This is a genomic window from Pseudomonas sp. S2_C03 (assembly GCF_054668405.1).
Genome location: NZ_CP162766.1, coordinates 4,132,173 through 4,152,827 on the forward strand (window position 1 = coordinate 4,132,173; position 20,655 = coordinate 4,152,827).

At 60.4% G+C, this 20,655-nt stretch carries 27 protein-coding genes; 8 read left to right on the forward strand and 19 right to left on the reverse strand.

The window, feature by feature from the left end:
- The first annotated feature begins 3 nt into the window (after nucleotides 1-3).
- From AB4N64_RS19125 to tsaA, 5 genes are all read left to right on the forward strand, one after another.
- On the forward strand, nucleotides 4-477 hold the full coding sequence (locus tag AB4N64_RS19125) for a GNAT family N-acetyltransferase (RefSeq protein WP_460117458.1): 474 nt from the start codon (nucleotides 4-6) through the stop codon (nucleotides 475-477).
- Between the two features lie 148 nt (nucleotides 478-625).
- Nucleotides 626-1,336, forward strand: a complete 711-nt coding sequence (locus AB4N64_RS19130) for an rRNA pseudouridine synthase (protein WP_460117460.1) — start codon at nucleotides 626-628, stop codon at nucleotides 1,334-1,336.
- A 73-nt stretch (nucleotides 1,337-1,409) separates the two neighbouring features.
- Nucleotides 1,410-1,877 carry a YehS family protein gene (locus AB4N64_RS19135; protein WP_460117462.1) on the forward strand — a complete coding sequence of 156 codons (468 nt, stop codon included), beginning with the start codon at nucleotides 1,410-1,412 and terminating at the stop codon, nucleotides 1,875-1,877.
- A gap of 172 nt (nucleotides 1,878-2,049) precedes the next feature.
- The gene (locus AB4N64_RS19140) at nucleotides 2,050-2,820 is read left to right on the forward strand and encodes an SDR family oxidoreductase (RefSeq protein WP_460117463.1); all 771 of its coding nucleotides are present in this window, start codon (nucleotides 2,050-2,052) and stop codon (nucleotides 2,818-2,820) included.
- A gap of 166 nt (nucleotides 2,821-2,986) precedes the next feature.
- Nucleotides 2,987-3,682, forward strand: coding sequence for a tRNA (N6-threonylcarbamoyladenosine(37)-N6)-methyltransferase TrmO (tsaA, locus tag AB4N64_RS19145; protein ID WP_460117465.1), 696 nt, complete (start codon nucleotides 2,987-2,989; stop codon nucleotides 3,680-3,682).
- Between the two features lie 176 nt (nucleotides 3,683-3,858).
- Here tsaA and fpr read toward each other — a convergent pair whose 3' ends face one another.
- Nucleotides 3,859-4,638 (reverse strand): ferredoxin-NADP reductase, encoded by a 780-nt coding sequence (fpr, locus tag AB4N64_RS19150; RefSeq protein WP_003184787.1) that lies wholly within the window; start codon nucleotides 4,636-4,638, stop codon nucleotides 3,859-3,861.
- A gap of 136 nt (nucleotides 4,639-4,774) precedes the next feature.
- Here fpr and AB4N64_RS19155 point away from each other — a divergent pair, with 136 nt between their 5' ends.
- A complete protein-coding gene (locus AB4N64_RS19155; RefSeq protein ID WP_460117468.1) occupies nucleotides 4,775-5,701 on the forward strand; it encodes a LysR family transcriptional regulator in 927 nt (308 codons plus the stop codon).
- Here the strand turns inward: AB4N64_RS19155 and AB4N64_RS19160 are convergent.
- The 3 genes from AB4N64_RS19160 to AB4N64_RS19170 all read right to left on the reverse strand — a co-directional run bounded on the left by AB4N64_RS19160 (nucleotide 5,698) and on the right by AB4N64_RS19170 (nucleotide 7,728).
- The gene (locus AB4N64_RS19160) at nucleotides 5,698-6,060 is read right to left on the reverse strand and encodes a diacylglycerol kinase (protein WP_460117469.1); all 363 of its coding nucleotides are present in this window, start codon (nucleotides 6,058-6,060) and stop codon (nucleotides 5,698-5,700) included. The two genes, AB4N64_RS19155 and AB4N64_RS19160, sit on opposite strands and share 4 nt — an antisense overlap.
- A gap of 76 nt (nucleotides 6,061-6,136) precedes the next feature.
- On the reverse strand, nucleotides 6,137-6,787 hold the full coding sequence (gene erdR / locus AB4N64_RS19165; protein ID WP_460117471.1) for a response regulator transcription factor ErdR: 651 nt from the start codon (nucleotides 6,785-6,787) through the stop codon (nucleotides 6,137-6,139).
- Nucleotides 6,788-6,984: 197 nt separating this feature from the next.
- Nucleotides 6,985-7,728 (reverse strand): tRNA-uridine aminocarboxypropyltransferase, encoded by a 744-nt coding sequence (locus AB4N64_RS19170; RefSeq protein WP_460117473.1) that lies wholly within the window; start codon nucleotides 7,726-7,728, stop codon nucleotides 6,985-6,987.
- A 186-nt stretch (nucleotides 7,729-7,914) separates the two neighbouring features.
- Here AB4N64_RS19170 and AB4N64_RS19175 point away from each other — a divergent pair, with 186 nt between their 5' ends.
- Nucleotides 7,915-8,340: a PA3611 family quorum-sensing-regulated virulence factor gene (locus tag AB4N64_RS19175; protein ID WP_460117475.1), complete on the forward strand. Its 426-nt coding sequence runs from the start codon at nucleotides 7,915-7,917 to the stop codon at nucleotides 8,338-8,340.
- 1 nt (nucleotide 8,341) lies between these two features.
- On the opposite strand, the gene AB4N64_RS19180 is transcribed toward AB4N64_RS19175, so the two are convergent.
- Nucleotides 8,342-8,536, reverse strand: coding sequence for a hypothetical protein (locus tag AB4N64_RS19180; RefSeq protein WP_460117477.1), 195 nt, complete (start codon nucleotides 8,534-8,536; stop codon nucleotides 8,342-8,344).
- 336 nt (nucleotides 8,537-8,872) lie between these two features.
- Between AB4N64_RS19180 and AB4N64_RS19185 the strand changes: the two genes are divergently transcribed.
- Nucleotides 8,873-9,991: an LOG family protein gene (locus tag AB4N64_RS19185; RefSeq protein ID WP_460117479.1), complete on the forward strand. Its 1,119-nt coding sequence runs from the start codon at nucleotides 8,873-8,875 to the stop codon at nucleotides 9,989-9,991.
- Nucleotides 9,992-10,032: 41 nt separating this feature from the next.
- On the opposite strand, the gene recX is transcribed toward AB4N64_RS19185, so the two are convergent.
- The 14 genes from recX to AB4N64_RS19255 form a co-directional block, all read right to left on the reverse strand.
- Nucleotides 10,033-10,500 carry a recombination regulator RecX gene (gene recX / locus AB4N64_RS19190; protein WP_460117480.1) on the reverse strand — a complete coding sequence of 156 codons (468 nt, stop codon included), beginning with the start codon at nucleotides 10,498-10,500 and terminating at the stop codon, nucleotides 10,033-10,035.
- Between the two features lie 8 nt (nucleotides 10,501-10,508).
- Nucleotides 10,509-11,567, reverse strand: coding sequence for a recombinase RecA (gene recA, locus AB4N64_RS19195; RefSeq protein ID WP_460117482.1), 1,059 nt, complete (start codon nucleotides 11,565-11,567; stop codon nucleotides 10,509-10,511).
- A gap of 83 nt (nucleotides 11,568-11,650) precedes the next feature.
- Nucleotides 11,651-12,151: a CinA family protein gene (locus AB4N64_RS19200; protein ID WP_460117484.1), complete on the reverse strand. Its 501-nt coding sequence runs from the start codon at nucleotides 12,149-12,151 to the stop codon at nucleotides 11,651-11,653.
- A gap of 80 nt (nucleotides 12,152-12,231) precedes the next feature.
- Complete coding sequence (locus tag AB4N64_RS19205; RefSeq protein WP_460117486.1) at nucleotides 12,232-12,768, reverse strand: lysis protein; 537 nt, start codon at nucleotides 12,766-12,768, stop codon at nucleotides 12,232-12,234.
- Nucleotides 12,750-13,313 carry a glycoside hydrolase family 19 protein gene (locus AB4N64_RS19210; RefSeq protein WP_460117488.1) on the reverse strand — a complete coding sequence of 188 codons (564 nt, stop codon included), beginning with the start codon at nucleotides 13,311-13,313 and terminating at the stop codon, nucleotides 12,750-12,752. The genes AB4N64_RS19205 and AB4N64_RS19210 overlap by 19 nt, the downstream gene beginning before the upstream one ends.
- Entirely contained in the window at nucleotides 13,310-14,362 is a 1,053-nt protein-coding gene (locus AB4N64_RS19215; RefSeq protein WP_460117490.1) for a phage late control D family protein, read from the reverse strand. Before AB4N64_RS19215 ends, AB4N64_RS19210 begins: the two co-directional genes overlap by 4 nt.
- A 9-nt stretch (nucleotides 14,363-14,371) precedes the next feature.
- Entirely contained in the window at nucleotides 14,372-14,584 is a 213-nt protein-coding gene (locus AB4N64_RS19220; protein ID WP_460117492.1) for a tail protein X, read from the reverse strand.
- Nucleotides 14,577-14,960: a phage tail protein gene (locus AB4N64_RS19225; protein WP_460117494.1), complete on the reverse strand. Its 384-nt coding sequence runs from the start codon at nucleotides 14,958-14,960 to the stop codon at nucleotides 14,577-14,579. The genes AB4N64_RS19220 and AB4N64_RS19225 overlap by 8 nt, the downstream gene beginning before the upstream one ends.
- On the reverse strand, nucleotides 14,960-17,017 hold the full coding sequence (locus AB4N64_RS19230) for a phage tail tape measure protein (protein WP_460117496.1): 2,058 nt from the start codon (nucleotides 17,015-17,017) through the stop codon (nucleotides 14,960-14,962). Before AB4N64_RS19230 ends, AB4N64_RS19225 begins: the two co-directional genes overlap by 1 nt.
- Before the next feature lie 128 nt (nucleotides 17,018-17,145).
- Entirely contained in the window at nucleotides 17,146-17,715 is a 570-nt protein-coding gene (locus AB4N64_RS19235; protein WP_460117497.1) for a phage tail assembly protein, read from the reverse strand.
- Nucleotides 17,716-17,906: 191 nt separating this feature from the next.
- Complete coding sequence (locus tag AB4N64_RS19240) at nucleotides 17,907-18,413, reverse strand: phage major tail tube protein (protein ID WP_460117499.1); 507 nt, start codon at nucleotides 18,411-18,413, stop codon at nucleotides 17,907-17,909.
- Entirely contained in the window at nucleotides 18,413-19,579 is a 1,167-nt protein-coding gene (locus tag AB4N64_RS19245) for a phage tail sheath protein (protein ID WP_460117501.1), read from the reverse strand. The genes AB4N64_RS19240 and AB4N64_RS19245 overlap by 1 nt, the downstream gene beginning before the upstream one ends.
- A 2-nt stretch (nucleotides 19,580-19,581) precedes the next feature.
- Nucleotides 19,582-19,791 carry a hypothetical protein gene (locus tag AB4N64_RS19250; protein WP_460117503.1) on the reverse strand — a complete coding sequence of 70 codons (210 nt, stop codon included), beginning with the start codon at nucleotides 19,789-19,791 and terminating at the stop codon, nucleotides 19,582-19,584.
- Between the two features lie 95 nt (nucleotides 19,792-19,886).
- Nucleotides 19,887-20,588: a tail fiber assembly protein gene (locus AB4N64_RS19255; RefSeq protein ID WP_460117504.1), complete on the reverse strand. Its 702-nt coding sequence runs from the start codon at nucleotides 20,586-20,588 to the stop codon at nucleotides 19,887-19,889.
- Nucleotides 20,589-20,655 lie beyond the last annotated feature (67 nt).

Genomic DNA, 20,655 nt, shown 5'->3' on the forward strand with positions numbered 1-20,655 from the left:
GCCATGCGCCAACATTCGGTCATCCACACGCCGAAACAAAGTGATTACCTGGAGTTGACCCGAGTCTGGGAAGACTCTGTCCGCGCCACCCATGATTTTTTGCCCGACAGCTACATCGAGCTGTTGAAGGATTTGGTGCTGACCCGCTACCTCGACGCGGTGATGTTGATCTGCACCCGGGATTCACGCCAGCGCATCACCGGGTTCGCCGGGGTTGCGGCAGGCAAGATCGAAATGCTGTTCATCGACCCGGCGCACCGTGGCCAGGGCCTGGGCAAGCAGTTGCTGCGCTACGCCTTGGATCACCTGAACGCCGATGAGCTGGACGTCAACGAGCAGAACCCGCAAGCGCTGGGGTTCTACGTCAAGCAGGGTTTCGAGGTGATTGGCCGCTCCGAGGTCGATGGCATGGGGCAGCCGTACCCGCTGCTGCACATGCGACTGCGCCAGCCCGAGCAACTGACGCGCAAGGCCTGACACACGGTTTCCCCTGTGGGAGCGGGCTTGCTCGCGATAGCGCTGTGTCATTCAACGAATCAATTGACTGCACTACCGCCATCGCGAGCAAGCCCGCTCCCACAAAAGGCAGGTACAATGCCCACCCCTTTTTTGTTACGGCCCTGTCATGACTGACCCGATTCGCCTCTCCAAACGCCTCATTGAACTGGTCGGTTGCTCCCGTCGGGAGGCTGAGCTGTTCATCGAGGGCGGCTGGGTCACCGTGGACGGCGAGGTCATCGATGAGCCGCAGTTCAAGGTCGGCACCCAGACCGTTGTGCTCGACCCCGAGGCCAAGGCCACGGCGCCGGAACCAGTGACCCTCTTGCTCAACGTCGAACCGGGCATGGACGTGGAAACCGCCATGGCGACCCTGGGCGCCGAGACCCTGAGCGCAGAACATCGCTTCGGCAAACGACCCTTGCGCGGGCATTTTCTGCGCCTGACCGCCAGCGCCGACTTGCAACCCAATGCCAGCGGCCTGCTGGTGTTTACCCAGGACTGGAAAATCCTGCGCAAGCTCACTGCCGACGCCGCGAAGATCGAACAGGAATATGTGGTCGATGTCGAAGGCGACATGATCGAGCACGGCCTGAACCGCTTGCAGCACGGCCTGACTTACAAAGGCAAGGAACTGCCGTCGGTCAAGGCCAGTTGGCAGAACGAAAACCGCCTGCGCTTTGCCCTGAAGAACCCCCAACCGGGCGTGATCGCCCTGTTCTGTCAGGCCGTTGGCCTGAAGGCTGTCGCCATCCGCCGTATTCGCATCGGCGGCGTGTCCATCGGCAAAGTGCCGCTGGGCCAATGGCGTTACCTGTCGGGCAAAGAGAAGTTCTAACACTTCTCAAGCCCCCAACATTCCGGCACCGCCTCAAGCGCGCTGCCCACTGCCGATATCAGGATTGCACACCATGATTCACAACGACGTACTGCGCAGCGTGCGCTACATGCTCGACATCAGCGACAAGAAAGTCATCGAGATCATCAAGCTTGGCGGCATGGACGTGGCGCTTGATGACCTGAAGGCGTACCTGGACAAGAAGGAAGAAGACGAAGAAGGCTTCGTTCGCTGCCCGGACGAGGTCATGGCGCACTTTCTCGACGGTCTGGTGATCTTCAAGCGTGGCAAGGACGAAAGCCGTCCGCCGCAGCCGATCGAAGTACCGGTCACCAACAACATCATCCTGAAAAAGCTGCGCGTGGCGTTCGAGCTCAAGGAGGATGACATGCACGCCATCCTCAAGGCCGCCGAGTTCCCGGTGTCCAAGCCGGAGCTGAGCGCGCTGTTTCGCAAGTTCGGCCACACCAACTACCGCCCGTGTGGCGACCAGTTGCTGCGCAACTTTCTCAAGGGGCTCACGCTGCGCGTGAGAGCGTAAGGCAGCCTTAAGCTGCAAGCTGCAAGCTGCAAGCTGCAAGCGTGTTCTTGCGGCTTGAAGCTTAAAGCTTGCAGCTGGGCCGAATGGCCCCCCCATTCCGCGCAAAAATAGTCCCTGCGCTGCACGCGGCTGACGACTAGGGTGTACTGACCCTCAGCTCTCAGGATTCGCCATGCACCCGTACTTTTCCCTGCAAGGCCGCACCGCCCTCGTGACCGGTGGCACCCGTGGTATCGGCAAGATGATCGCCAAGGCTTTTGTCGAGGCCGGCGCCACCGTGTATGTCTGCGCCCGGGATGCCGAGGCGTGCCAGCAAACCGCTGACGAATTGGGCGCTTTTGGCAAGTGCCACGGTGTGGCCGCCAACCTCGCCACCGAGCAAGGCGTACAGCAACTGGCAACGCATCTGGAGGAGCAAATCACCCATCTGGACATTCTGGTGAACAACGCCGGCACGACCTGGGGCGCGCCACTGGAGAGTTACCCGGTCAAGGGGTGGGAGAAGGTCATGCAGCTCAACGTGACGTCAGTGTTCAGTTGCATCCAGCAATTGCTGCCGCTGTTGCGCAAGGGCGGATCGACGCAGAATCCCGCCCGGATCATCAACATTGGCTCGGTGGCCGGAATCTCTTCCTTTGGTGAAGAGGCCTACGCCTACGGACCGAGCAAAGCGGCCTTGCATCAGTTGTCGCGGATTCTGGCGCGGGAGCTGGTGAGCCAGCACATCAACGTCAACGTGATCGCACCGGGGCGCTTCCCCAGCAAGATGACCCAGCACATCGGCAATGATGAGCAGGCGCTGGCCGAGGATACGGCGCTGATTCCGATGAAGCGCTGGGGCCGAGAGGAAGAGATGGCGGCATTGGCGATCAGCCTGGCAAGTACGGCGGGGGCTTACATGACCGGGAACATCATTCCGTTGGATGGAGGGTTCAGTCTCTAAGTTTCGGGGGCGCCCATCGCGGGCAAGCCCGCTCCCACAGGGTTATTTGGCGGGCACAGAAACTGTGGGAGCGGGCTTGCCCGCGAAGAGGCCCTTCCAGCCAACGTCGATCATGAGGTCATGTGAGTTATCATCCCCAACTCAATTTCCCCCGAACCACAACCCCATGACCTACAGCGTTTCCCCCATCGGCTTCGTGCGCTCCTGCTTCAAGGAGAAATTCGCTATCCCGCGCCAGCCACAACTGGCCCCGGCCGCCCGTGGCGTGCTGGAACTGGCAGCACCTTTCGACCAGGGGGATGCGGTGCAAGGGCTGGAGCAGGTCAGCCATGTGTGGCTGTTGTTCCTGTTCCATCAGGCCCTGGAAGAGAAGCCACGGCTGAAAGTCCGCCCTCCTCGCTTGGGCGGTAACAAGTCCATGGGGGTGTTCGCGACGCGCGCAACGCATCGGCCCAATGGCATCGGCCAATCGGTGGTGAAGCTGGACAAGGTCGAGGCCGACCGCCTGTGGATATCGGGTATCGACCTCTTGGATGGCACGCCGATCCTCGACATCAAGCCGTATGTGCCTTACGCGGACATCATCGACGGTGCCAGCAACCGCATCGCCAGCGAAGCACCGCGACTGATTGCCGTAGAGTGGACAGAGAACGCGCTGCAACAGGCCCACGGCCATGCGCAGCGGCTGGCAGAGCCTTTGACCGAGCTGATCGAGCAATGCCTGGCGCAGGACCCACGGCCGGCCTACCAGACGCCCGCCCCCGAGCGCGAATACGGCGCGCAATTCTGGGACGTGGATGTGCGCTGGCATTACCCGACGCCGGAGATGATTCGAGTGCTGGAAGTCGTTCCCGCCCTGTAGGAGCGAGCATGCTCGCGATGGTCGTTAACGATAACGCTGGCTGCCTGACACCCTGCGGTGCCTGGTCCACCATCGTCGGAACGCCGCCCGGAGCATACTCGCTCCTACAGGGCCGAACGGGCATAAAAAAACCCGCGTTACCGTGAGGCAACGCGGGTTTCGGGATGCTGCGACTGTTACTTCTCGACGAACGCACGCTCGATCAGGTAGTCACCCGGCTCGCGCATACGCGGCGAAACGGTCAGACCGAAGCTGTTGAGCACTTCGCTGGTCTCGTCGAGCATGCTCGGGCTGCCGCACAGCATGGCGCGGTCGTCCTGCGGGTTGATCGGTGGCAGACCGATGTCGCGGAACAGCTTGCCGCTGCGCATCAGGTCGGTCAGGCGGCCTTCGTTTTCGAATGGCTCGCGGGTCACGGTCGGGTAGTAGATCAACTTGTCACGCAGCGCCTCGCCGAAGAACTCGTTCTGTGGCAGGTGCTCGGTGATGAATTCGCGGTAGGCGACTTCGTTGACGTAACGGACGCCGTGGCACAGGATCACTTTTTCGAAACGCTCGTAGGTTTCCGGGTCCTGGATGACGCTCATGAACGGCGCCAGGCCAGTACCGGTGCTGAGCAGGTACAAATGTTTGCCAGGCTTCAAGTCGTCCAGTACCAGCGTGCCGGTAGGCTTCTTGCTGATGATGATCTCGTCGCCTTCCTTCAGGTGCTGCAACTGGGAAGTCAGCGGGCCATCAGGCACCTTGATGCTGAAGAACTCCAGATGCTCTTCCCAGTTCGGGCTGGCGATCGAGTAAGCACGCATAAGCGGGCGGCCGTTGGGTTGTTGCAGGCCGATCATCACGAACTGACCGTTCTCGAAGCGCAGGCCCGGATCGCGGGTGCACTTGAAGCTGAACAGAGTGTCGTTCCAGTGGTGAACACTGAGGACACGCTCGTGGTTCATGTTGCTCATGTACGTGGGACTCCTGGAGATGGGTCTGCGCCTGAAGCGTTGGCGAAAGTGCTGTGCGCAATTGCAACGTATTCTAATCGCGACGACAATATCTGTTAACTGGATTATTAAGATAAGGGTTATCGGTTATATAGATATGCGATTTACTCTCCGTCAGCTTCAAGTCTTCGTTGCCGTCGCCCAGCAGGAGAGCGTTTCCCGTGCTGCGGGCCTGCTCAATCTCTCGCAATCGGCGGCGAGCACCTCAATCACCGAGCTGGAGCGTCAGTCAAGCTGCCAGCTGTTCGACCGAGCCGGCAAACGGCTGAGCCTTAACGCACTCGGTAAACAGTTGCTGCCACAAGCGGTAGCACTGCTCGACCAATCAAAGGAGATCGAGGATTTGCTCAACGGCAAGTCGGGATTCGGCTCGCTCGCGGTCGGCGCGACACTGACCATCGGCAACTACCTCGCCACCTTGCTCATCGGAAGCTTCATGCAGCGCCATCCGGAGAGCCAGGTGAAGCTGCACGTGCAGAACACTGCCAACATTGTGCAACAGGTCGCGCACTATGAAATTGATCTGGGTCTAATCGAGGGTGATTGCAACCACCCGGATATCGAAGTGCAAAGCTGGGTCGAAGATGAACTGGTGGTGTTCTGCGCCCCACAGCATCCCCTGGCGATCCGTGGCACCGCGACCATGGAAGAGCTCAGCGTTGAGGCCTGGATTCTGCGCGAGCAGGGCTCCGGGACGCGGCTGACCTTCGACCAGGCCATGCGCCACCACCGCAGCGCTCTGAACATCCGCCTGGAGCTGGAGCATACCGAGGCCATCAAGCGCGCAGTGGAGTCCGGACTGGGAATTGGCTGTATCTCACGCCTGGCGCTGCGCGACGCGTTTCGCCGCGGCAGCCTGGTGCCCGTGGAGACCCCGGACCTGGACCTGGCTCGGCAGTTCTATTTCATCTGGCACAAACAGAAATACCAGACTTCGGCAATGCGTGAATTCCTCGACCTGTGCCGCGCCTTCACTGCAGGTGTTCAGCGCAGCGACGAGATCGTTTTGCCGCCCATCGCCTAGAGCAGGATCACACCCCACACCAGCGCGATCATGGTCAGCGCCACCAGTTGGGCTGCACTGCCCATGTCCTTGGCATTTTTGGACAAGGGGTGCAGCTCAAGGGAGATGCGGTCAATGGCCGCTTCCACCGCCGAGTTGAGCAACTCGACGATCAAGGCCAATAGACACACTGCAATCAACACGGCTCGCTCGACACGGCTGACGTTCAGGAAGAACGAAAGCGGGATCAGGATGACATTGAGCAGCACCAGTTGGCGAAAAGCGGCTTCGCCGGTGAAAGCGGCGCGCAGGCCGTCCAGCGAGTAACCGGAGGCGTTCAGGATGCGTTTCAGGCCGGTCTGGCCTTTAAAAGGGGACATAAGCGTGGCAACTGACCAAAAAAAGAGTGGAGAAGCTAGTTCAACCCAAGTCAAAAAAGCGTGAAGACGCCACGCCTCACGGGCTCGAAATTGACTCAAGTTGTTGCAGAAGCAGCGCCGCCTGGGTGCGGGTCCGCACATTCAGCTTACGGAAAATCGCCGTCACGTGAGCCTTGATCGTCGCCTCGGACACGCTCAGTTCGTAGGCAATCTGCTTGTTCAGCAACCCTTCGCAAACCATGGTCAGCACCCGGAACTGCTGGGGCGTCAAGCTGGCCAAGCCTTCACTCGCGGCTTTCGCCTCTTCGGAAACGCTGACCGCTTCAAATGCCTGGGGCGGCCAGAATACATCGCCATCGAGCACCGCCCGTACGGCTTTCTGAATCACGCTCAGGTCACTGGACTTGGGAATGAAGCCACTGGCGCCGAACTCACGGGATTTGACCATGATCGAGGCCTCTTCCTGGGCCGAGACCATCACCACCGGAATTTGCGGGTACTGGCCACGCAGCAGTACCAACCCGGAAAATCCGTAGGCACCCGGCATGTTCAGGTCCAGCAGCACCAGATCCCAATCGGATTTTTCATCGAGGCGGGTTTCCAGTTCGGCAATACTGGCCACTTCCACCAGGCGCACATTCGGGCCAAGGCCCATGGTCAACGCCTGGTGCAGGGCGCTACGAAAAAGCGGGTGGTCATCGGCAATCAGGATTTCGTATGTGGCCATTTTTCAAATGATCCTGTTCTTCTAACAACTAAGGCACAACCACGGAGCTGCACCCACAGGGCGCGTTCGGCGCCGAATACGTGACCGTTCACGTAAAAATGCGGCGTGCCGCATCCTGATCGGCGCCAAGCATGCCCAGCGAAACCGGGGTGGTCAAGGTGCCTGGGCGCTACAGTTCTTTGCAGTATGGGCGACAATCAACCAGTGGCAGCGGCGCTGTTCGGCACGAAGGGCATCAGCTCCGCATGGGCCGGTGTGCCGACATTCATTTCCAACTGGTGCTTGGCATCCAGGTAATGTTGGCTGAACACGTCGAAATAGGCGCTCAGCGCCGATGCGGCATCGACATCGCCTGCCAGTTCCAGGCACAAGGCCGCCACTTCGGCCGTGCACAGATGCTCGCTGCGGGTGGAGCGGCGCAGGCGATAACGCGACATCTTTTCAGGGAGCAGGCTGAGAATCGGCAGCGCGTCGAAATACGGGCTCTTGCGGAATATCTTCCGTGCCTCGGTCCAGGTCGCGTCCAGCAGGATGAACAACGGCCGCCGGGTGCTATCGACTTCGACCGTGTTGGTCACCCGTTGCGGCTCGACATACTCCCCCGGGAACACCAGATACGGTTGCCATTGCGGATCTGCGAGCAATGCCAGCAGTTGCGGGTCGGGCTCGGTGCGTGACCAGATAAATGCATGGTTGTCGCGCACCACGTCTGCGATCAGCCACCCGGTGTTGCTCGGTTTGAACACTTCCTTGTTGGTCATGATCAGGCACACGCCGGAACGGGTCTGGACCTGCGGTCGCCAGGCGCACAGACAATGACTCACGATCACCCGGCAGTCATGGCAACGTGGCGCACGCCAGCCACGGGCCTGAAGTGGCTTGATGCCCTCCTCCTCGCGCTGGTCGCGCAAGCGGGCTACGGCGTTGGGGGCGTGATTCATCGTGGGCAAGACCGGCAAACAGGGAAAATCGTCACGAACGGTACTCGGGGCAGGAAAGGCTGGCAGTTTATCAGAGCCGCCCGCGCAAGCCTGTACCGGGAACAACCACCTCCCCTATAATTCGCGGCCACTGAACGCACAGTCACGTGACGGGTCGAAGCACCAGTCACTGAACAGGAGAGTTTCATGTTGCGCCTTATCGTTCCCACCGCAGCCATTGTGCTGGCGGCGTCCTTCAACGCTCAGGCTGCGTCCTTGAGTGAGCAGAATCTCAACCGAGAGCTGCGCAACGTCGCCGCACAAAGCAGCGTCGGCACGCCTCGGGCGATCAACGAAGACATTCTCGATCAGGGTTATACCGCCGAAGGCAACGTGCTGATCAACCATTTGAGCGTGCAGAGCAGCCACGCCCAGAAGATGCGGTCCGACCCCAAGACTGTGTATTTCCAGCTTGGCTCCTCGGTTTGCAACAACCCGGGGTTCCGCAAGCTGATGGCCAAGGGCGCAGTCATGCGTTACGACTTCACCGAGGTGAAAACCAACCGTCCGGTCGGCTCGGCCAGCTTCCAGGAATCGGATTGCCCGAAAGCCGCGCCTGCGAAGAAAAAGTGATTCATCGAGAATTGGCGCGCCGCTGCTCGTCCTCGGCGCGCAATTCTGCGACCAGGGCCTGCAAATACTGAGACCGTCGTTCCCCGCCCTCCAGACGTCGGTAACACTCCTCCTCGAGACTCAAATGATGGGTCTCGGCCGACGACTCCAATAATCGATACAGTTGCGTATCGATCTCCAGAATGATTCTGGTCATGGTCTACCGCCTCCATGCACTTTGAAATCCTCACCCGCTCGTATCGCGCGCCCTGCCTTTGACGCAAAGTTGTCGTGTCACACCTGTAATTTAGTAAATCAGACCCTTCAACACTCGGCGCACGTTCGGACGAGCGGTGATAGCACCTTGCAATTATTCAATAAGCGGTTGCCAGGAAAGACTTTGCGGCGCAATGATCAAGCAGCGCAATCCATCGCGAGGGTCTAGATTCACTCTATCCACATTCATATCAAGGGCGGCGAGGGGGGCTGCCCGATTGACGCCTTGCGATGCGCCTTTACCCAAGGAACACTGCCTGAATGGAAGGAGACATTGATGCCTTACCAACCGAATGACCTCCTGAACCGTCATTTCGCAGAAAGCGGCCACGACCTCGTCAGCAAGGTCGAAGAACAACTCAGCCTGGTTTCACCCAACAGCCCGAACCTCCCGATCTACCGCGACATGATCCTGACTGTGCTGCGCATGGCCCAGGAAGACCACAACCGCTGGAACGCCAAAATCACTCTGCAGGCCCTGCGTGAACTCGAGCAGGCGTTCCGTGTACTCGAACAGTACCGGGGGCGGCGTAAAGTCACGGTTTTCGGCTCGGCCCGTACTCCGGTGGAACACCCGCTATACGCCATGGCCCGGGAACTCGGCGCCGCACTGGCCCGCTCTGACCTGATGGTGATTACCGGCGCAGGCGGCGGCATCATGGCAGCAGCGCACGAAGGCGCGGGGCTGGAACACAGCCTTGGATTCAACATCACCCTGCCCTTCGAGCAACATGCCAACCCTACCGTGAATGGCACCACCAACCTGCTGCCCTTCCACTTTTTCTTTACCCGCAAGCTCTTCTTCGTCAAGGAAGCCGATGCGCTGGTCCTGTGCCCTGGCGGTTTCGGTACCCTGGATGAAGCGCTGGAAGTGCTGACGCTGATCCAGACCGGTAAAAGCCCGCTGGTTCCGGTGGTGCTGCTGGATGCGCCAGGCGGCCAGTTCTGGAACGGCGCGCTGGACTTTATCCGTCATCAACTGGAGGAAAATCGCTACATCCTGCCCACCGACCTGAAGCTGGTGAGCCTGGTCTACACCGTCGAAGAGGCGGTAGAGCATATCAACCAGTTCTACAGCAACTTCCACTCCACCCGCTGGCTCAAGCATCAGTTCGTGATCCGCATGAACCACGCCCTCAGCGACGAAGCGATGGAGCACATGCAACACGCCTTCGCCGACTTGTGCCTGAGCGATCACTTCCACCAGCACGCCTACAGCGGTGAAGAACAGGACGACGCGCAGTTCAGCCACCTGGCGCGCCTGACGTTCACCTTCAATGCGCGCAATCATGGTCGACTACGGGAGCTGGTGGACTACATCAACCTCTCGGAAAACTGGGCCCAGTCCACACCCCTGGCTCCACAGCGCACCCGCGAACCCTTGAAGGTGACGTGAGGCAAAAAAAACGGCCCGCTATCACTAGCGAGCCGTTTCATTCAATCGTCCATCCCTCGACCGCTGAACAAGCGGCTGATCATGTCCATGGAAAACCCCCGATAACTCAGGAAGCGGCCTTGTTTGGCACGCTCCTTCACGTCTATCGGCAAATGCCCGGAAAATTTGCGTCGCCAGGTATCTTGAAGTTGTTCCTGCCAGTCGATACCGCTCTCGCGCAATGCCTGTTCGATATCGTTACGTTGCAGGCCACGCTGACTCAGCTCCTCGCGAATCCGCAAGGGGCCGTAACCGGATCGGGCACGGTAGGAGACAAAGCTTTCGAGGTAACGGGATTCGGACAACAGGCCCTCTTCCGTTAGCCGGTCGAGCGCTGTTTCGATCATTTCAGGGAGGGCGCCGCGCTGACGCAGTTTACGCGTCAGCTCAACCCGACCGTGCTCGCGTCGCGCGAGCAGGTCCATTGCGGTTCGCCGCACCGCGACGAGTGTATCGAGTACGGCGGTCATCGGATCAATCAGATATCAGCGTCGGCCAGATCGTCTTCGGTCTCTTTGACCGCAGATGCCTTGGCATCCGCTACCACGGAGGTAGACAACAGTTTGTCGCGCAGTTGCTTCTCGAGGGTCGCCGCAATTTCCGGGTTATCCGCCAGGAACTTGGCCGAGTTGGCTTTACCTTGGCCGATCTTGGTGCCGTTGTAGGCATACCAGGCACCGGATTTCTCGACGAAACCGTGCAGCACACCCAGGTCGATCATCTCACCGTTGAGGTAGATGCCCTTGCCGTAAAGAATCTGGAACTCAGCCTGGCGGAACGGCGAAGCGACCTTGTTCTTCACAACCTTGACGCGGGTTTCGCTACCGACGACTTCATCACCTTCTTTCACCGCGCCAGTACGACGGATGTCCAGACGAACCGATGCATAGAACTTCAGCGCGTTACCACCGGTGGTGGTTTCCGGGCTGCCGAACATCACGCCGATTTTCATACGGATCTGGTTGATGAAAATCACCAGGCAATTGGCGTTCTTGATGTTACCGGTGATTTTACGCAGCGCCTGGGACATCAGACGGGCTTGCAGGCCCACGTGCATGTCACCCATTTCGCCTTCGATTTCAGCCTTTGGCACCAATGCTGCCACGGAGTCGACGATGATCACGTCAACGGCGTTGGAACGCACCAGCATGTCGGTGATTTCCAGGGCCTGCTCGCCGGTGTCCGGCTGGGAAACCAGCAGGTCGTCGACGTTGACGCCCAGCTTGCCGGCGTACTCAGGGTCGAGGGCGTGCTCGGCGTCAACGAACGCGCAGGTGGCGCCGGCTTTTTGAGCCTGGGCGATCACAGACAGGGTCAGTGTGGTTTTACCGGAAGATTCAGGACCGTAGATTTCAACGATACGACCTTTTGGCAGGCCGCCAATGCCGAGTGCAATGTCCAGACCCAGAGAGCCAGTGGAGATGGATGGGATCGCCTGACGGTCTTGATCGCCCATACGCATTACGGCACCCTTGCCGAATTGACGTTCGATCTGACCCAGGGCCGCAGCCAAGGCTTTCTTCTTGTTGTCGTCCATTAAAGTCCTCACGTAATCAATAAGGCCTGACGGCCAACACCTGTATAAGTAGCCAGTATTATTCCACAGGGATTCAGGCTCGCCTACCCCTGATTTGAGATTTCTGCCGAGACATGCCGTAGCAGCCCCTCTAGCGCGGCCTTCACCGTTTGTCGGCGGACTTCATCGCGATCACCGGGGAAGTGTTGCAACTCGCTGAACACTCGCTCGCCCACGCCCCAGGCCAGCCACACGGTGCCCACCGGTTTGTTTGGCGAACCGCCATCCGGCCCGGCAATACCGCTGACCGCCACGGAAAAAAACGCCCGGCTTTTTACCTGTGCGCCCCTGGCCATGGCCTCGACCACTTCACGACTGACCGCCCCCACAGTGGTGAACAACTCCACCGGCACATCCAACTGCAGGTTTTTCTGCAGGTTGGAGTAGGTGACGTATCCGGCCTCGAACCATGCCGAGCTGCCGGGAATGCGAGTGATCGCTTCAGCGATCCCGCCACCGGTACAGGACTCGGCGGTGGAGACATGGGCGTTGAGGATCTGCAATTGCCTGCCAAGGTCGGCGGCCAGTTGGGTGATTACTTTCACGGGCTTCTCCTGATGGGGCGCAATGAGACCTACCGTACACGAGCGCCTCACGCTTGCAAGTGACAGGGTCGATCCAAATGTTAGCGGATCAATGCGCGGACATACGCCTGACAAGCCTGCAACGCGATCAGCGCGCGGTCGCCGGCGTCGGTGATGGCGATAATTCGTTGAGCATGCGCCGGGTCAAGTCGGGCGCGTGGGGGGCCATGATCCACGCGGCCGGTGCCGGAGGTGGTGGGCATCGCGCAGCCTGCGCCAGCGTCGGCGGCCTCGAGGAGGACTGACAGGCGCACATCAGCAGTGGCAAGACGATCGCGCAGGCGATCCTGATCACGTTGGGCATCGCTCAATGCTCGGTAGTGGGTGTGTTCGCTGCTCGTCAATTGCTGCTCGAGCGCCTGGCGTTTTTCCTGTTCAGCCTGTTGTCGGGCGGCGGCGGCCTGGGTCAGTTGGTTGAGTGATTCGGCATACACACCCGCCTGCTGCGCAAGTTGTCGGGCGTAACGCGCATCCTGGTAACGCCAGGCCAGCGCCACCGGTCCGCCAACAAGAATCGCCAGCACCAGCCCAATGCCTGCCACTCGCCACGACAACGGCATCAAACCGAAGGTTGGCATAGCACCGCCCTCGCCCGCGCCCACAGTTGCAAGCGATTTTGCAGGCCGTTCAGGCCACCATTGATGCGCCGGGTGATGCTGTTGAACAGGTCACGGTCGGCCAGCTCATTGAGTCCGTTTTGCGCCCAGTACCACGCAGCGGATTGTGCAGCCCATTGCGCTTGCTCCAGCAGTTCCGGCCGAGCCAGCAGACGCTCATCGCCAAACAACCCTTGGCTGCATTGCAGGTAGTTGCGGCGACCGGTGATCTGGATCAGGCCTCGGCCACAGTACTTTTGACCGTCGCCATCGGCTGCTGGGGTGTTGCCCAGCCGCATGGCCAGAGGGTCCGTGTCATACCGGCTCAAATACTGCTCATTGCCCAGTTCGCGCAGGTAATGCAATTGCCCGGACTCGTGACCGACCTGCGCCAGGAACGCCGCCATGCGCTTGGGGCTGGCGATGTCGTAACGGTTCATGGCGGCGTTGAGCACGGAAATAAAAACGCCCGCTTGATCGCGGGCGTCGGGCATGATCGCTTGGAGCTGTGTTTGCGTAATGTTCATCGTGTCACCGCGTCGATAGACGCCAAACCCGGCTCCGAGCGCGCATCCAGGCAGGTCGCCTCGATGCTGCAGCGATAGCTTTGCTGCCGGCTGCCACTGGCCATGACTTTGTCGATCGACCAGCGTCCGCGCATGAAGTCCGGCCAGGTGTCGTCGAGCAGAACCAATCCTTCGGCGGCCAACCCGGGGTGACCCGGGCATTCGATCTTCACCTTCAATGCCTCTCGCATCATCCTGCGCACCTCGCCTTCACCGGCTGCCCGCGCCTCGTCCGCGTTGTGATAACGCTGGCGAACGGTCTTGAACGGCGCGAGGCCGCTTTCTTCGACTCGCATCTTGCCGGCTGCCGCATCCCACCAACGCGTCTTGCAGCCCTGGTACTTGGCCCGACTGGTTTCATCGAGTGTCGCCGACGTGAACGCATGGTCACCTGGCCGATTATTGGAAGTCACCGACAATTGAACGTCGGGCAGCACCTTGCCTGACAGCGATTTCGCCTGCCCCCGGCGCGCCAGCACATACAGCTCGTTGAACGGTTTGGCGACGGCGTCGTGAAGATGCGCCAGCCGGGTCAGGAAACCCATGTCGGTTTCGTTGGACTGGTCGACGTGTTCAATTTTGATCAGCGCCAGATCCGGAGCCACCCGAGGCGAAAACCCGTGGTGTGAGGTCAACTGGCGAAACAACGCCCCCATCGTGGTGGGCCCGTGACTGACCGAGCGTCGCTGCTTGAACCCGGTCTGGTCCGCCGCACTGAAGGGCGCCGCCGTGGCCACCAGCGTCAGGCGCAGGGGAAACAGCGTGGGCGTACGCCGCGTGACGACGAACTGGCCTTTGTCGATCAGGCCCGATTCCAGATAACCGACCCTGAGGCCGATTTTTCCCTCAAGACTGGGCAAGCCTTCGAGCCCTTCCAGGTCCAGGCTCAGGGTCAGTTGATCGGACTCGATGCCGGCGGCATCGACGTGCTGCCAGGAAATCAGGCGCTCGTTGAGCAACGCGGCGTTCGCCCCATAAATCTCCACTGCGGGAGTGAAACCCAGTGACATAGCGCCTCCTTAATCCCAGGCCGATACCGGTGCACCGATGGCGGGTCTGGAGCCCGGTTCCGGCAGCACAATCCACACCCCCGCCGGCAATACCGCCCGGTGCTCAGCGAGCATCGGATTAAGGCGCCACAGCGCTTCTTCGGCGGCATCGTCACAGCGTTCCAGCTCGCGGTACAACAACAGGTTTACCGAGTCACCGGCAATACTTCGAACTCTACGCATTGGCGAACTCCGTCAATTCAATCACCCAACCGATCACCATGGCCGTGCCGTCATCAATGACGCTCTCCTGGTTTTCGGTGACCTTCGCGATCTGCCACAAACCCCAGTTGCGACCGATGCCATCAACCAGGGGCAGCGGAATGCGCAACGCCTGCAATTCCCGCAATTCATCGAGCCGGTCCATCGCCGTCGCGTACATCGCTCTGCCGGTGATCGTCAAAGTCTGCTGCCCCTGGCCGATCTGGCTGGATTTGGGTTTGCTGGTGAGGATGTCGATCGTCTTCCAGCCGCCGTCCGAAGTGCGTGCCAACGTGCTGTAAACGAAGTTTCGCGACAGGCCGAAAATAAAACTGCCCAACGCCATTTGCTGACGCATCACGTACCTCCATCGGTCAAGGCCGCGTCACTGCGCACGGCGAGTGGGTTACTCATCATCAACGGCATGAACTCACCGTTAAAATGCTGGCGCAGATGGGTCATGATTTTCTCGATCAAGCGCTCGGAGTCTGTCGGATCGGCGCCATTGAGCTGAATCACCGGGGAATAGTTGACGGGGCGATTGTCTGCCGCCGCGCTGGTCAGCTCCTTGCTGACCTGGTCCGGCGAGTTGAGTCGATCCGCAGCGGTGTAGACGGATTTCCCGGCAGCCTCTCCCAGGCTGCTGCCGTAGTAGCTGCCCACCAAGCCACCAATAATGCCGCCCACGGCGGTACCCAGCACGGGTATGAAACTGCCGATCAAGGCGCCGGTTGCAGCACCGGCATAACCACCCGCCAGCCCGCCAACACCGGACCCGGCGGCACCGGCAGCCCCCTTGTAATCACCTGCCTGCAAGGCCTTGAGCCCCTCATAACCGGCGCTCGCCAGCGCCAGCGGCGCCCCCAGCCTCCCGGTGAACGTGCGGGCCCTGGCCCTGGAAATCGTCAGCCGGTTGCGCAGGGTTGGACGAGGGTTTGGCGGCCCTCCCGAAGGTGCCAGGATGTCCACATCCGGTTTCGACAGTTGGGTGGTCGTGGCGTAGGTCACCGACGCCAGCTTTTTCACGATCGTCGTGCGCAGCGGGGTCGCAAGCGCAGCGCCGAGCAACGTCAATGTTGCCGCGACTTTCGGCAGGGTTTCCACCACCGAACTGAAGCCGCTCACGACAAGGTCGACACTGATCATTGCCAGGTCGTCGAAGGGTCTCATGGCGCTGGCAATGGCCGTATCGAGGCGGGTCAAACTCGCATCCAGGGCGTTCCAGCGCGCTTGCGACGTGTTCCCCCGGCCTTGAGCCGTCAGGGCCATCGAACCTTCGCCGGACGCTACGCTGAAGGCAGTGTCCAGTACCTGCGGCGTCTTGACCAACTGGCTGATGCCCGCATCGCCGTCAAACAGCGTCTTGATCAACGCCCCCTGTTGTTCGATCGATTGGTTCTTGAGCCCCGCCACCACATCCTTGATGGCGCCTGGCGCGTCCGTGCGCATTCTTGCGGCCAGAGCACCCGGTTCGATATCCAGTTGTGCCCAGGCGGTTCGCTGCCCTGCCGTCACGTTGCCACCCTTGGCCATTGTCGTGCCCAGGGTTTTCAACGAAGCAGCCGCCTCGTCCTTGCCCACTGAAGCATCCAGCAAGGCGGCTGCGATAGCGGCCAGGTGCTGCGGCGCCATGCCCGCCGCCAGGCCGGCCTCGCCGCCGCGCTGTACGACGGCGCCGATGTCCGTCACAGCCGCATTCAACCTGACGCTGGTGCCCAGGCGATTGGCCGCGTTCCCCAGCTCGAGACTTTTCTCGCGATCAAGGCCCAGCGTGGTGCGCCAACCGCTCATGATCGCGCCAGCTTCCTTGATGTCGATCCGGTAGGCCGACGCCATCAAGGTACTGTCGCGCGCGAAATCCGCCAGCACCTGGCGCAAGTCCTGTGGACTGACGTCCCGGACCAGCCCTGCATCGACCGCTGCCAGTTGCGCCTGCGCCAGTTGCACACCGGTCGCACCGCTGGACGCGGTCTGTTTATCGGCGGCCAGCTTCAGGTTGTCTTCAGACATCGCTTGCAGTTGATCCGGGTCCAACTGCAATTTTTGATTGAGATCGATCATGACCGTATGCATCGCCATCGCCGAACGCAGATCGGCCGGTGGCGAGCGCTGTTCGACCTCAGCCTTGAGTGCCGACTTTGGCTCCGCACCTGGCGCAGGTGAAGCCACGCTGGCCTTGAGCAGCGAGTGCTGCGTCGACAGGGCCAGACTCAACGACACCAGGGCTTCACGCAGCTTTCCCTGCTCCGTGATCAACAAACGGATGTCCAGGCTGGCCATGGTCAAGTCCAGGCTCAACTGCGACAACGGATCCTTGAAGCTGTCCAGCCCTGTCGACCCGCTCGTGCCGTCGGCTTGCGAAAGCAAAATGCTGTTCATCGCAGCGCCCGACAGCGGGTATTTACTGTCTGCCATCCCGCTCTACTCCTGTTTGACGCCAAGGCGAGTGATCGCGATGTCGTAGCGGCGCAACGCCTTGCCGACGTCCCACTCCAGAATCTGTGCCTCACTTACCGGGTAAATGAGCGGCACTACATCGAGGATTACTTCGATGTCGCGCTCTGAAAGAAGGCCGCCGGTTTGTTTAAAAAATCGTCGATGCGCCCCTGTAATTGCGTCCAGTCCGGCACGGTGAGCAGGGCCAGGTCAGGGATCATCAGGCCGGTGCAGTGGGCGGTGATGAATTCCGCGCGCTCCTTGGGTGTCTTGAGTTTTTTCATCGCCTTGGTTGCACGCAGGACCGGCATTTCCAGATTCAGCTCAGCCAGCGTGCGGCCCGCAACAGCAAGCGGTTGCAGCAGTGTCACTGCATCAAGCTCAGCGTCGCCCACGGGCTCGAGAAAGTACGACGTCGGCCGCGTCGACATATCGTGCACGTATTGCGCGATGCTCACGTAGTCCGGGCGCTTGAGCTGGTCGAGCTCCTTGACCGACAACCCGGTGGCCAGCAGCGCCAGCTCGAAAAACTGATCGTCTTCATCATCGCCGGCGCGGGCCAGGGCTTCTTTTTGTGCGGCGTATAGCAGGGGTTTGAGGGTGATCTGTTCGATCTGAGTACCGTCGTCGGCGGTGATCGGCGATAGCAGGGTGTGGAGGGGAGGTGTCCATGTCATGGGAGAATTCCTGGGTGAAGAAGAACCGGACCTTATGGGGGATTCTTTGCAGGAAGATCCCTTGTGGGAAGATCCTTGTGGGAGCGAGCCTGCTCGCGATAGCGGTCGATCAGCCACCATTGAAGGCGCCTGACACGGCGACATCGCGAGCAGGCCCGCTCCCACAGTTTTGTCCGTGTGGGTACTGAGGGTTAAGGCAACAACACTGCCCGGCGAGCATCGCCAAGGATGTCGACGCCGTTGAGCACGAACTTCTGGGTGCGTACGTCGATGTCGATCACCGGGATGCCGTTTTCCAGGCGGTTATAGGTGCGGCAGGAGAGTTCAAGGGTCGTGACTGGCTTGTCCCCCATCTTCATCACGGCTTCGGCCAGGGACTTCAGCTTGCCGCCGACGGTGTGGTACGTGAACCAGGTATTGCCATCCTGATCCTGACCGGCTTCACGCACGTTCAGCAGAATGTCGTCACCGAGTTTCACCCCTAGCGCCAGCATGACTTCCGGTCCCATGCCTTGCAGGGCCAGCGTGGCGCTGAGCACCGCGCCGTTCTTGACCATTTCCTCGCCGATGAATCGCCCGCCCGTCATCGTTTCCATTGCGAACTCGATCTTCGGCGGGGTGAAGCTTTCCACCGTCGCCGACAACGGCAGGCCTTGCAGGGTGGCCGCGATGGCCTGTCTTACGCGGTTGGTAAACATTAGAGAACGTCCTCCAGGAACTGCTCGATGATTTCGTCACGGGCGTTGAGTTGATAGATCATGTGTTCGTTCGGCGCGTAGCGGCCGTAGTCGATCACCACGTACCAGGTGCCGTTCTTGTACTTCTCGACGCTGTTGAGTTCCGGGTGCAGGTACACGCTGCCGCCGGGGATGGTTTCGTCGGCGACCAGGGTTTGCAGCCAGTCATTGATGCGCTTGACCTCCTGGTCCATGAACGACTTGGTCAGGTTTTTCGCCATGGCTTTCTGGCCGGCCTTGACCAGCTTGCGGCTGATCGCGTCTTCCAGGCCGACGTAGCTGATGAACTTGCCGGTGACCGAGCGGTTACCCAGCAACGAGAAGCCGCCGAGAATGGTGCGGGCGTAGTAGCTGATGCCGTAGCGGTTGAGCAGGTCGCCCTCGGTGGACGTGTCGAGGATGTTGTATTCGACGACGCGCGACACGTCTTCGGCGAAGGTCGCCTGGTTGCCCGGGCTCTCCCACTGCTTGACCTTGGCCAGCGCGGCGATAGCCAGGCTCGACGGCGACAGGAACACGTTTTTCTTCGCCGCCTTGGAGTACACGGACGGCATGTTGTGCACCAGCAGGCAACGATCGAAACCCAGCTCCGCGCCGCCCAGCTCCTGGCTGTAAGCCACTTGGTCTGCCACCGCGACATCCTTGCCGTCGAGCACCACACGGGCCTTGATGCGCTTGCCAAACGAGGCGAATTCCCCGGCCAGGGCTTTGCTGGCGGTGAAGCCCGGCGCGCCGATGATGGTCAGGTCTTCGGCTACGCCACCCAACGCAGCGAGGCCGAGCTTGCGTCCGGTCAGCGGGTCGATTCCGCCGATGACATTATTCAGCGTGTCGGCCGGGGTCGCGCCCTCTTCGACGATGACCACGTAGACCGGCACCTTGACCACTTTGAGGATCTGGAACACCGCGTGATACAGCGTGCCTTCCTCGGCACCCGTCGGGTCAAGCAGCGCCTGGGTGGTGAAGCTGTTGATGCGAAACGGCGCATTGCGCGGGATCAGCGGGTCGGCCTTCGGCGCGGTGCCGATCAGGCCGATGACGTTGTCACCCAGGCCACCCATGGCCTCGGGAGATTCGCTGGCATTGACGGTAATGCCGTTGTGTTCGAAGTTCAAAATCTCAGCCATGGTTATTCAGCCTTCTTGGCAGCGGCTTTTTTCGCCGCAGTGGACGGAGAAGCCGATTCGGCGGCTTCGGTTTTTGCAAGCTCCAGGCGACCGGCGCCCAGCAACGCGTTGGCCTCGACGCCCAGCAGACTCAGTTGCTGGCCGATGCTCGACCAATGACCACCCCCGGTGGGGAATGGACGCAGTACGGTGTAGGTTTGGCGTTCTGCCATGGGTGTTTCTCCATGAATGAAAAAGCCCCCTGGAAAGGGGGCTTAGGGGTGTGAGGGGTGCAGGGGAAAAGAAAACGCCCCGACAGTGCGGGGCGTTATCCGGAAACGATGAAGCTCTCCAGGGGGGGATCGTCAAATCCCTGGGAAACGAGCCAGTGAGTCGCCAGAGCATCGTTCGGACTGGTCGGCCATTCACTGTCCTGAGGCACCCGCTCAATGGTTTCGACACGATTGAGTTCTACGCCGTAGATTTTCCATGCCTTGAGATGGGCGACCTCGGTATCGTTGGCGATGCCGAGGTCGAGCGCGTTCTGCAACGTGGCGATCATGTTCGCGCCGAGCTGGGTCAAGAGGGCCTTTTTGCGTGTGGCCCTGTTCTTCAGTGCGCGCGTGGTTGCGGCCTCATCGACGATCCATTGGTCGACCTGCCATTTATCAAACCGGGTGACCGGAGCTTCGAGGGTGAAATCATCGGGCAAGTCGCCCAACTGCTCCCAGGTAAAAGCTTCTGCGGTAGCCGTGTTATAGACGGTCTGGCCGCGGTGATCGGCCACCTGCTTCCAGCCATCACCCGCCACCTTCACGGCAACGTGACCCAGCTCAGGCGCGGGCGGATCGCATCGGTAAGCGTGGGCAGGAATCAACCAAACGTGGGGCTCCAGCGGGCTGGGGTCGGCAGGTGCAGTGCCCAGGAACTCTGCAGTCACCGGGTGCACATTGCAGATGGTCGGTGGTGTCACTTGTTCCGCGAGCCACCACGACACTTCGCCTATATCGGCCGTGCGTACGTCTGACATTGTCAAAACCTCCATTAGGATGCTGATCAGTATTTGATACAGGCAAGAAAAGCCGTGTTGAGTGGCC

Bases quoted from the DNA above. Each gene is read 5' to 3' on its own strand.
- AB4N64_RS19125 (WP_460117458.1), top strand. From the start codon at position 4: ATGCGCCAACATTCGGTCATCCACACGCCGAAACAAAGTGATTACCTG.
- AB4N64_RS19130 (WP_460117460.1), top strand. From the start codon at position 626: ATGACTGACCCGATTCGCCTCTCCAAACGCCTCATTGAACTGGTCGGT.
- AB4N64_RS19135 (WP_460117462.1), top strand. From the start codon at position 1,410: ATGATTCACAACGACGTACTGCGCAGCGTGCGCTACATGCTCGACATC.
- AB4N64_RS19140 (WP_460117463.1), top strand. From the start codon at position 2,050: ATGCACCCGTACTTTTCCCTGCAAGGCCGCACCGCCCTCGTGACCGGT.
- tsaA (WP_460117465.1), top strand. From the start codon at position 2,987: ATGACCTACAGCGTTTCCCCCATCGGCTTCGTGCGCTCCTGCTTCAAG.
- fpr (WP_003184787.1), bottom strand. From the start codon at position 4,638: ATGAGCAACATGAACCACGAGCGTGTCCTCAGTGTTCACCACTGGAAC.
- AB4N64_RS19155 (WP_460117468.1), top strand. From the start codon at position 4,775: ATGCGATTTACTCTCCGTCAGCTTCAAGTCTTCGTTGCCGTCGCCCAG.
- AB4N64_RS19160 (WP_460117469.1), bottom strand. From the start codon at position 6,060: ATGTCCCCTTTTAAAGGCCAGACCGGCCTGAAACGCATCCTGAACGCC.
- erdR (WP_460117471.1), bottom strand. From the start codon at position 6,787: ATGGCCACATACGAAATCCTGATTGCCGATGACCACCCGCTTTTTCGT.
- AB4N64_RS19170 (WP_460117473.1), bottom strand. From the start codon at position 7,728: ATGAATCACGCCCCCAACGCCGTAGCCCGCTTGCGCGACCAGCGCGAG.
- AB4N64_RS19175 (WP_460117475.1), top strand. From the start codon at position 7,915: ATGTTGCGCCTTATCGTTCCCACCGCAGCCATTGTGCTGGCGGCGTCC.
- AB4N64_RS19180 (WP_460117477.1), bottom strand. From the start codon at position 8,536: ATGACCAGAATCATTCTGGAGATCGATACGCAACTGTATCGATTATTG.
- AB4N64_RS19185 (WP_460117479.1), top strand. From the start codon at position 8,873: ATGCCTTACCAACCGAATGACCTCCTGAACCGTCATTTCGCAGAAAGC.
- recX (WP_460117480.1), bottom strand. From the start codon at position 10,500: ATGACCGCCGTACTCGATACACTCGTCGCGGTGCGGCGAACCGCAATG.
- recA (WP_460117482.1), bottom strand. From the start codon at position 11,567: ATGGACGACAACAAGAAGAAAGCCTTGGCTGCGGCCCTGGGTCAGATC.
- AB4N64_RS19205 (WP_460117486.1), bottom strand. From the start codon at position 12,768: ATGCCAACCTTCGGTTTGATGCCGTTGTCGTGGCGAGTGGCAGGCATT.
- AB4N64_RS19210 (WP_460117488.1), bottom strand. From the start codon at position 13,313: ATGAACATTACGCAAACACAGCTCCAAGCGATCATGCCCGACGCCCGC.
- AB4N64_RS19215 (WP_460117490.1), bottom strand. From the start codon at position 14,362: ATGTCACTGGGTTTCACTCCCGCAGTGGAGATTTATGGGGCGAACGCC.
- AB4N64_RS19220 (WP_460117492.1), bottom strand. From the start codon at position 14,584: ATGCGTAGAGTTCGAAGTATTGCCGGTGACTCGGTAAACCTGTTGTTG.
- AB4N64_RS19225 (WP_460117494.1), bottom strand. From the start codon at position 14,960: ATGCGTCAGCAAATGGCGTTGGGCAGTTTTATTTTCGGCCTGTCGCGA.
- AB4N64_RS19230 (WP_460117496.1), bottom strand. From the start codon at position 17,017: ATGGCAGACAGTAAATACCCGCTGTCGGGCGCTGCGATGAACAGCATT.
- AB4N64_RS19235 (WP_460117497.1), bottom strand. From the start codon at position 17,715: ATGACATGGACACCTCCCCTCCACACCCTGCTATCGCCGATCACCGCC.
- AB4N64_RS19240 (WP_460117499.1), bottom strand. From the start codon at position 18,413: ATGTTTACCAACCGCGTAAGACAGGCCATCGCGGCCACCCTGCAAGGC.
- AB4N64_RS19245 (WP_460117501.1), bottom strand. From the start codon at position 19,579: ATGGCTGAGATTTTGAACTTCGAACACAACGGCATTACCGTCAATGCC.
- AB4N64_RS19250 (WP_460117503.1), bottom strand. From the start codon at position 19,791: ATGGCAGAACGCCAAACCTACACCGTACTGCGTCCATTCCCCACCGGG.
- AB4N64_RS19255 (WP_460117504.1), bottom strand. From the start codon at position 20,588: ATGTCAGACGTACGCACGGCCGATATAGGCGAAGTGTCGTGGTGGCTC.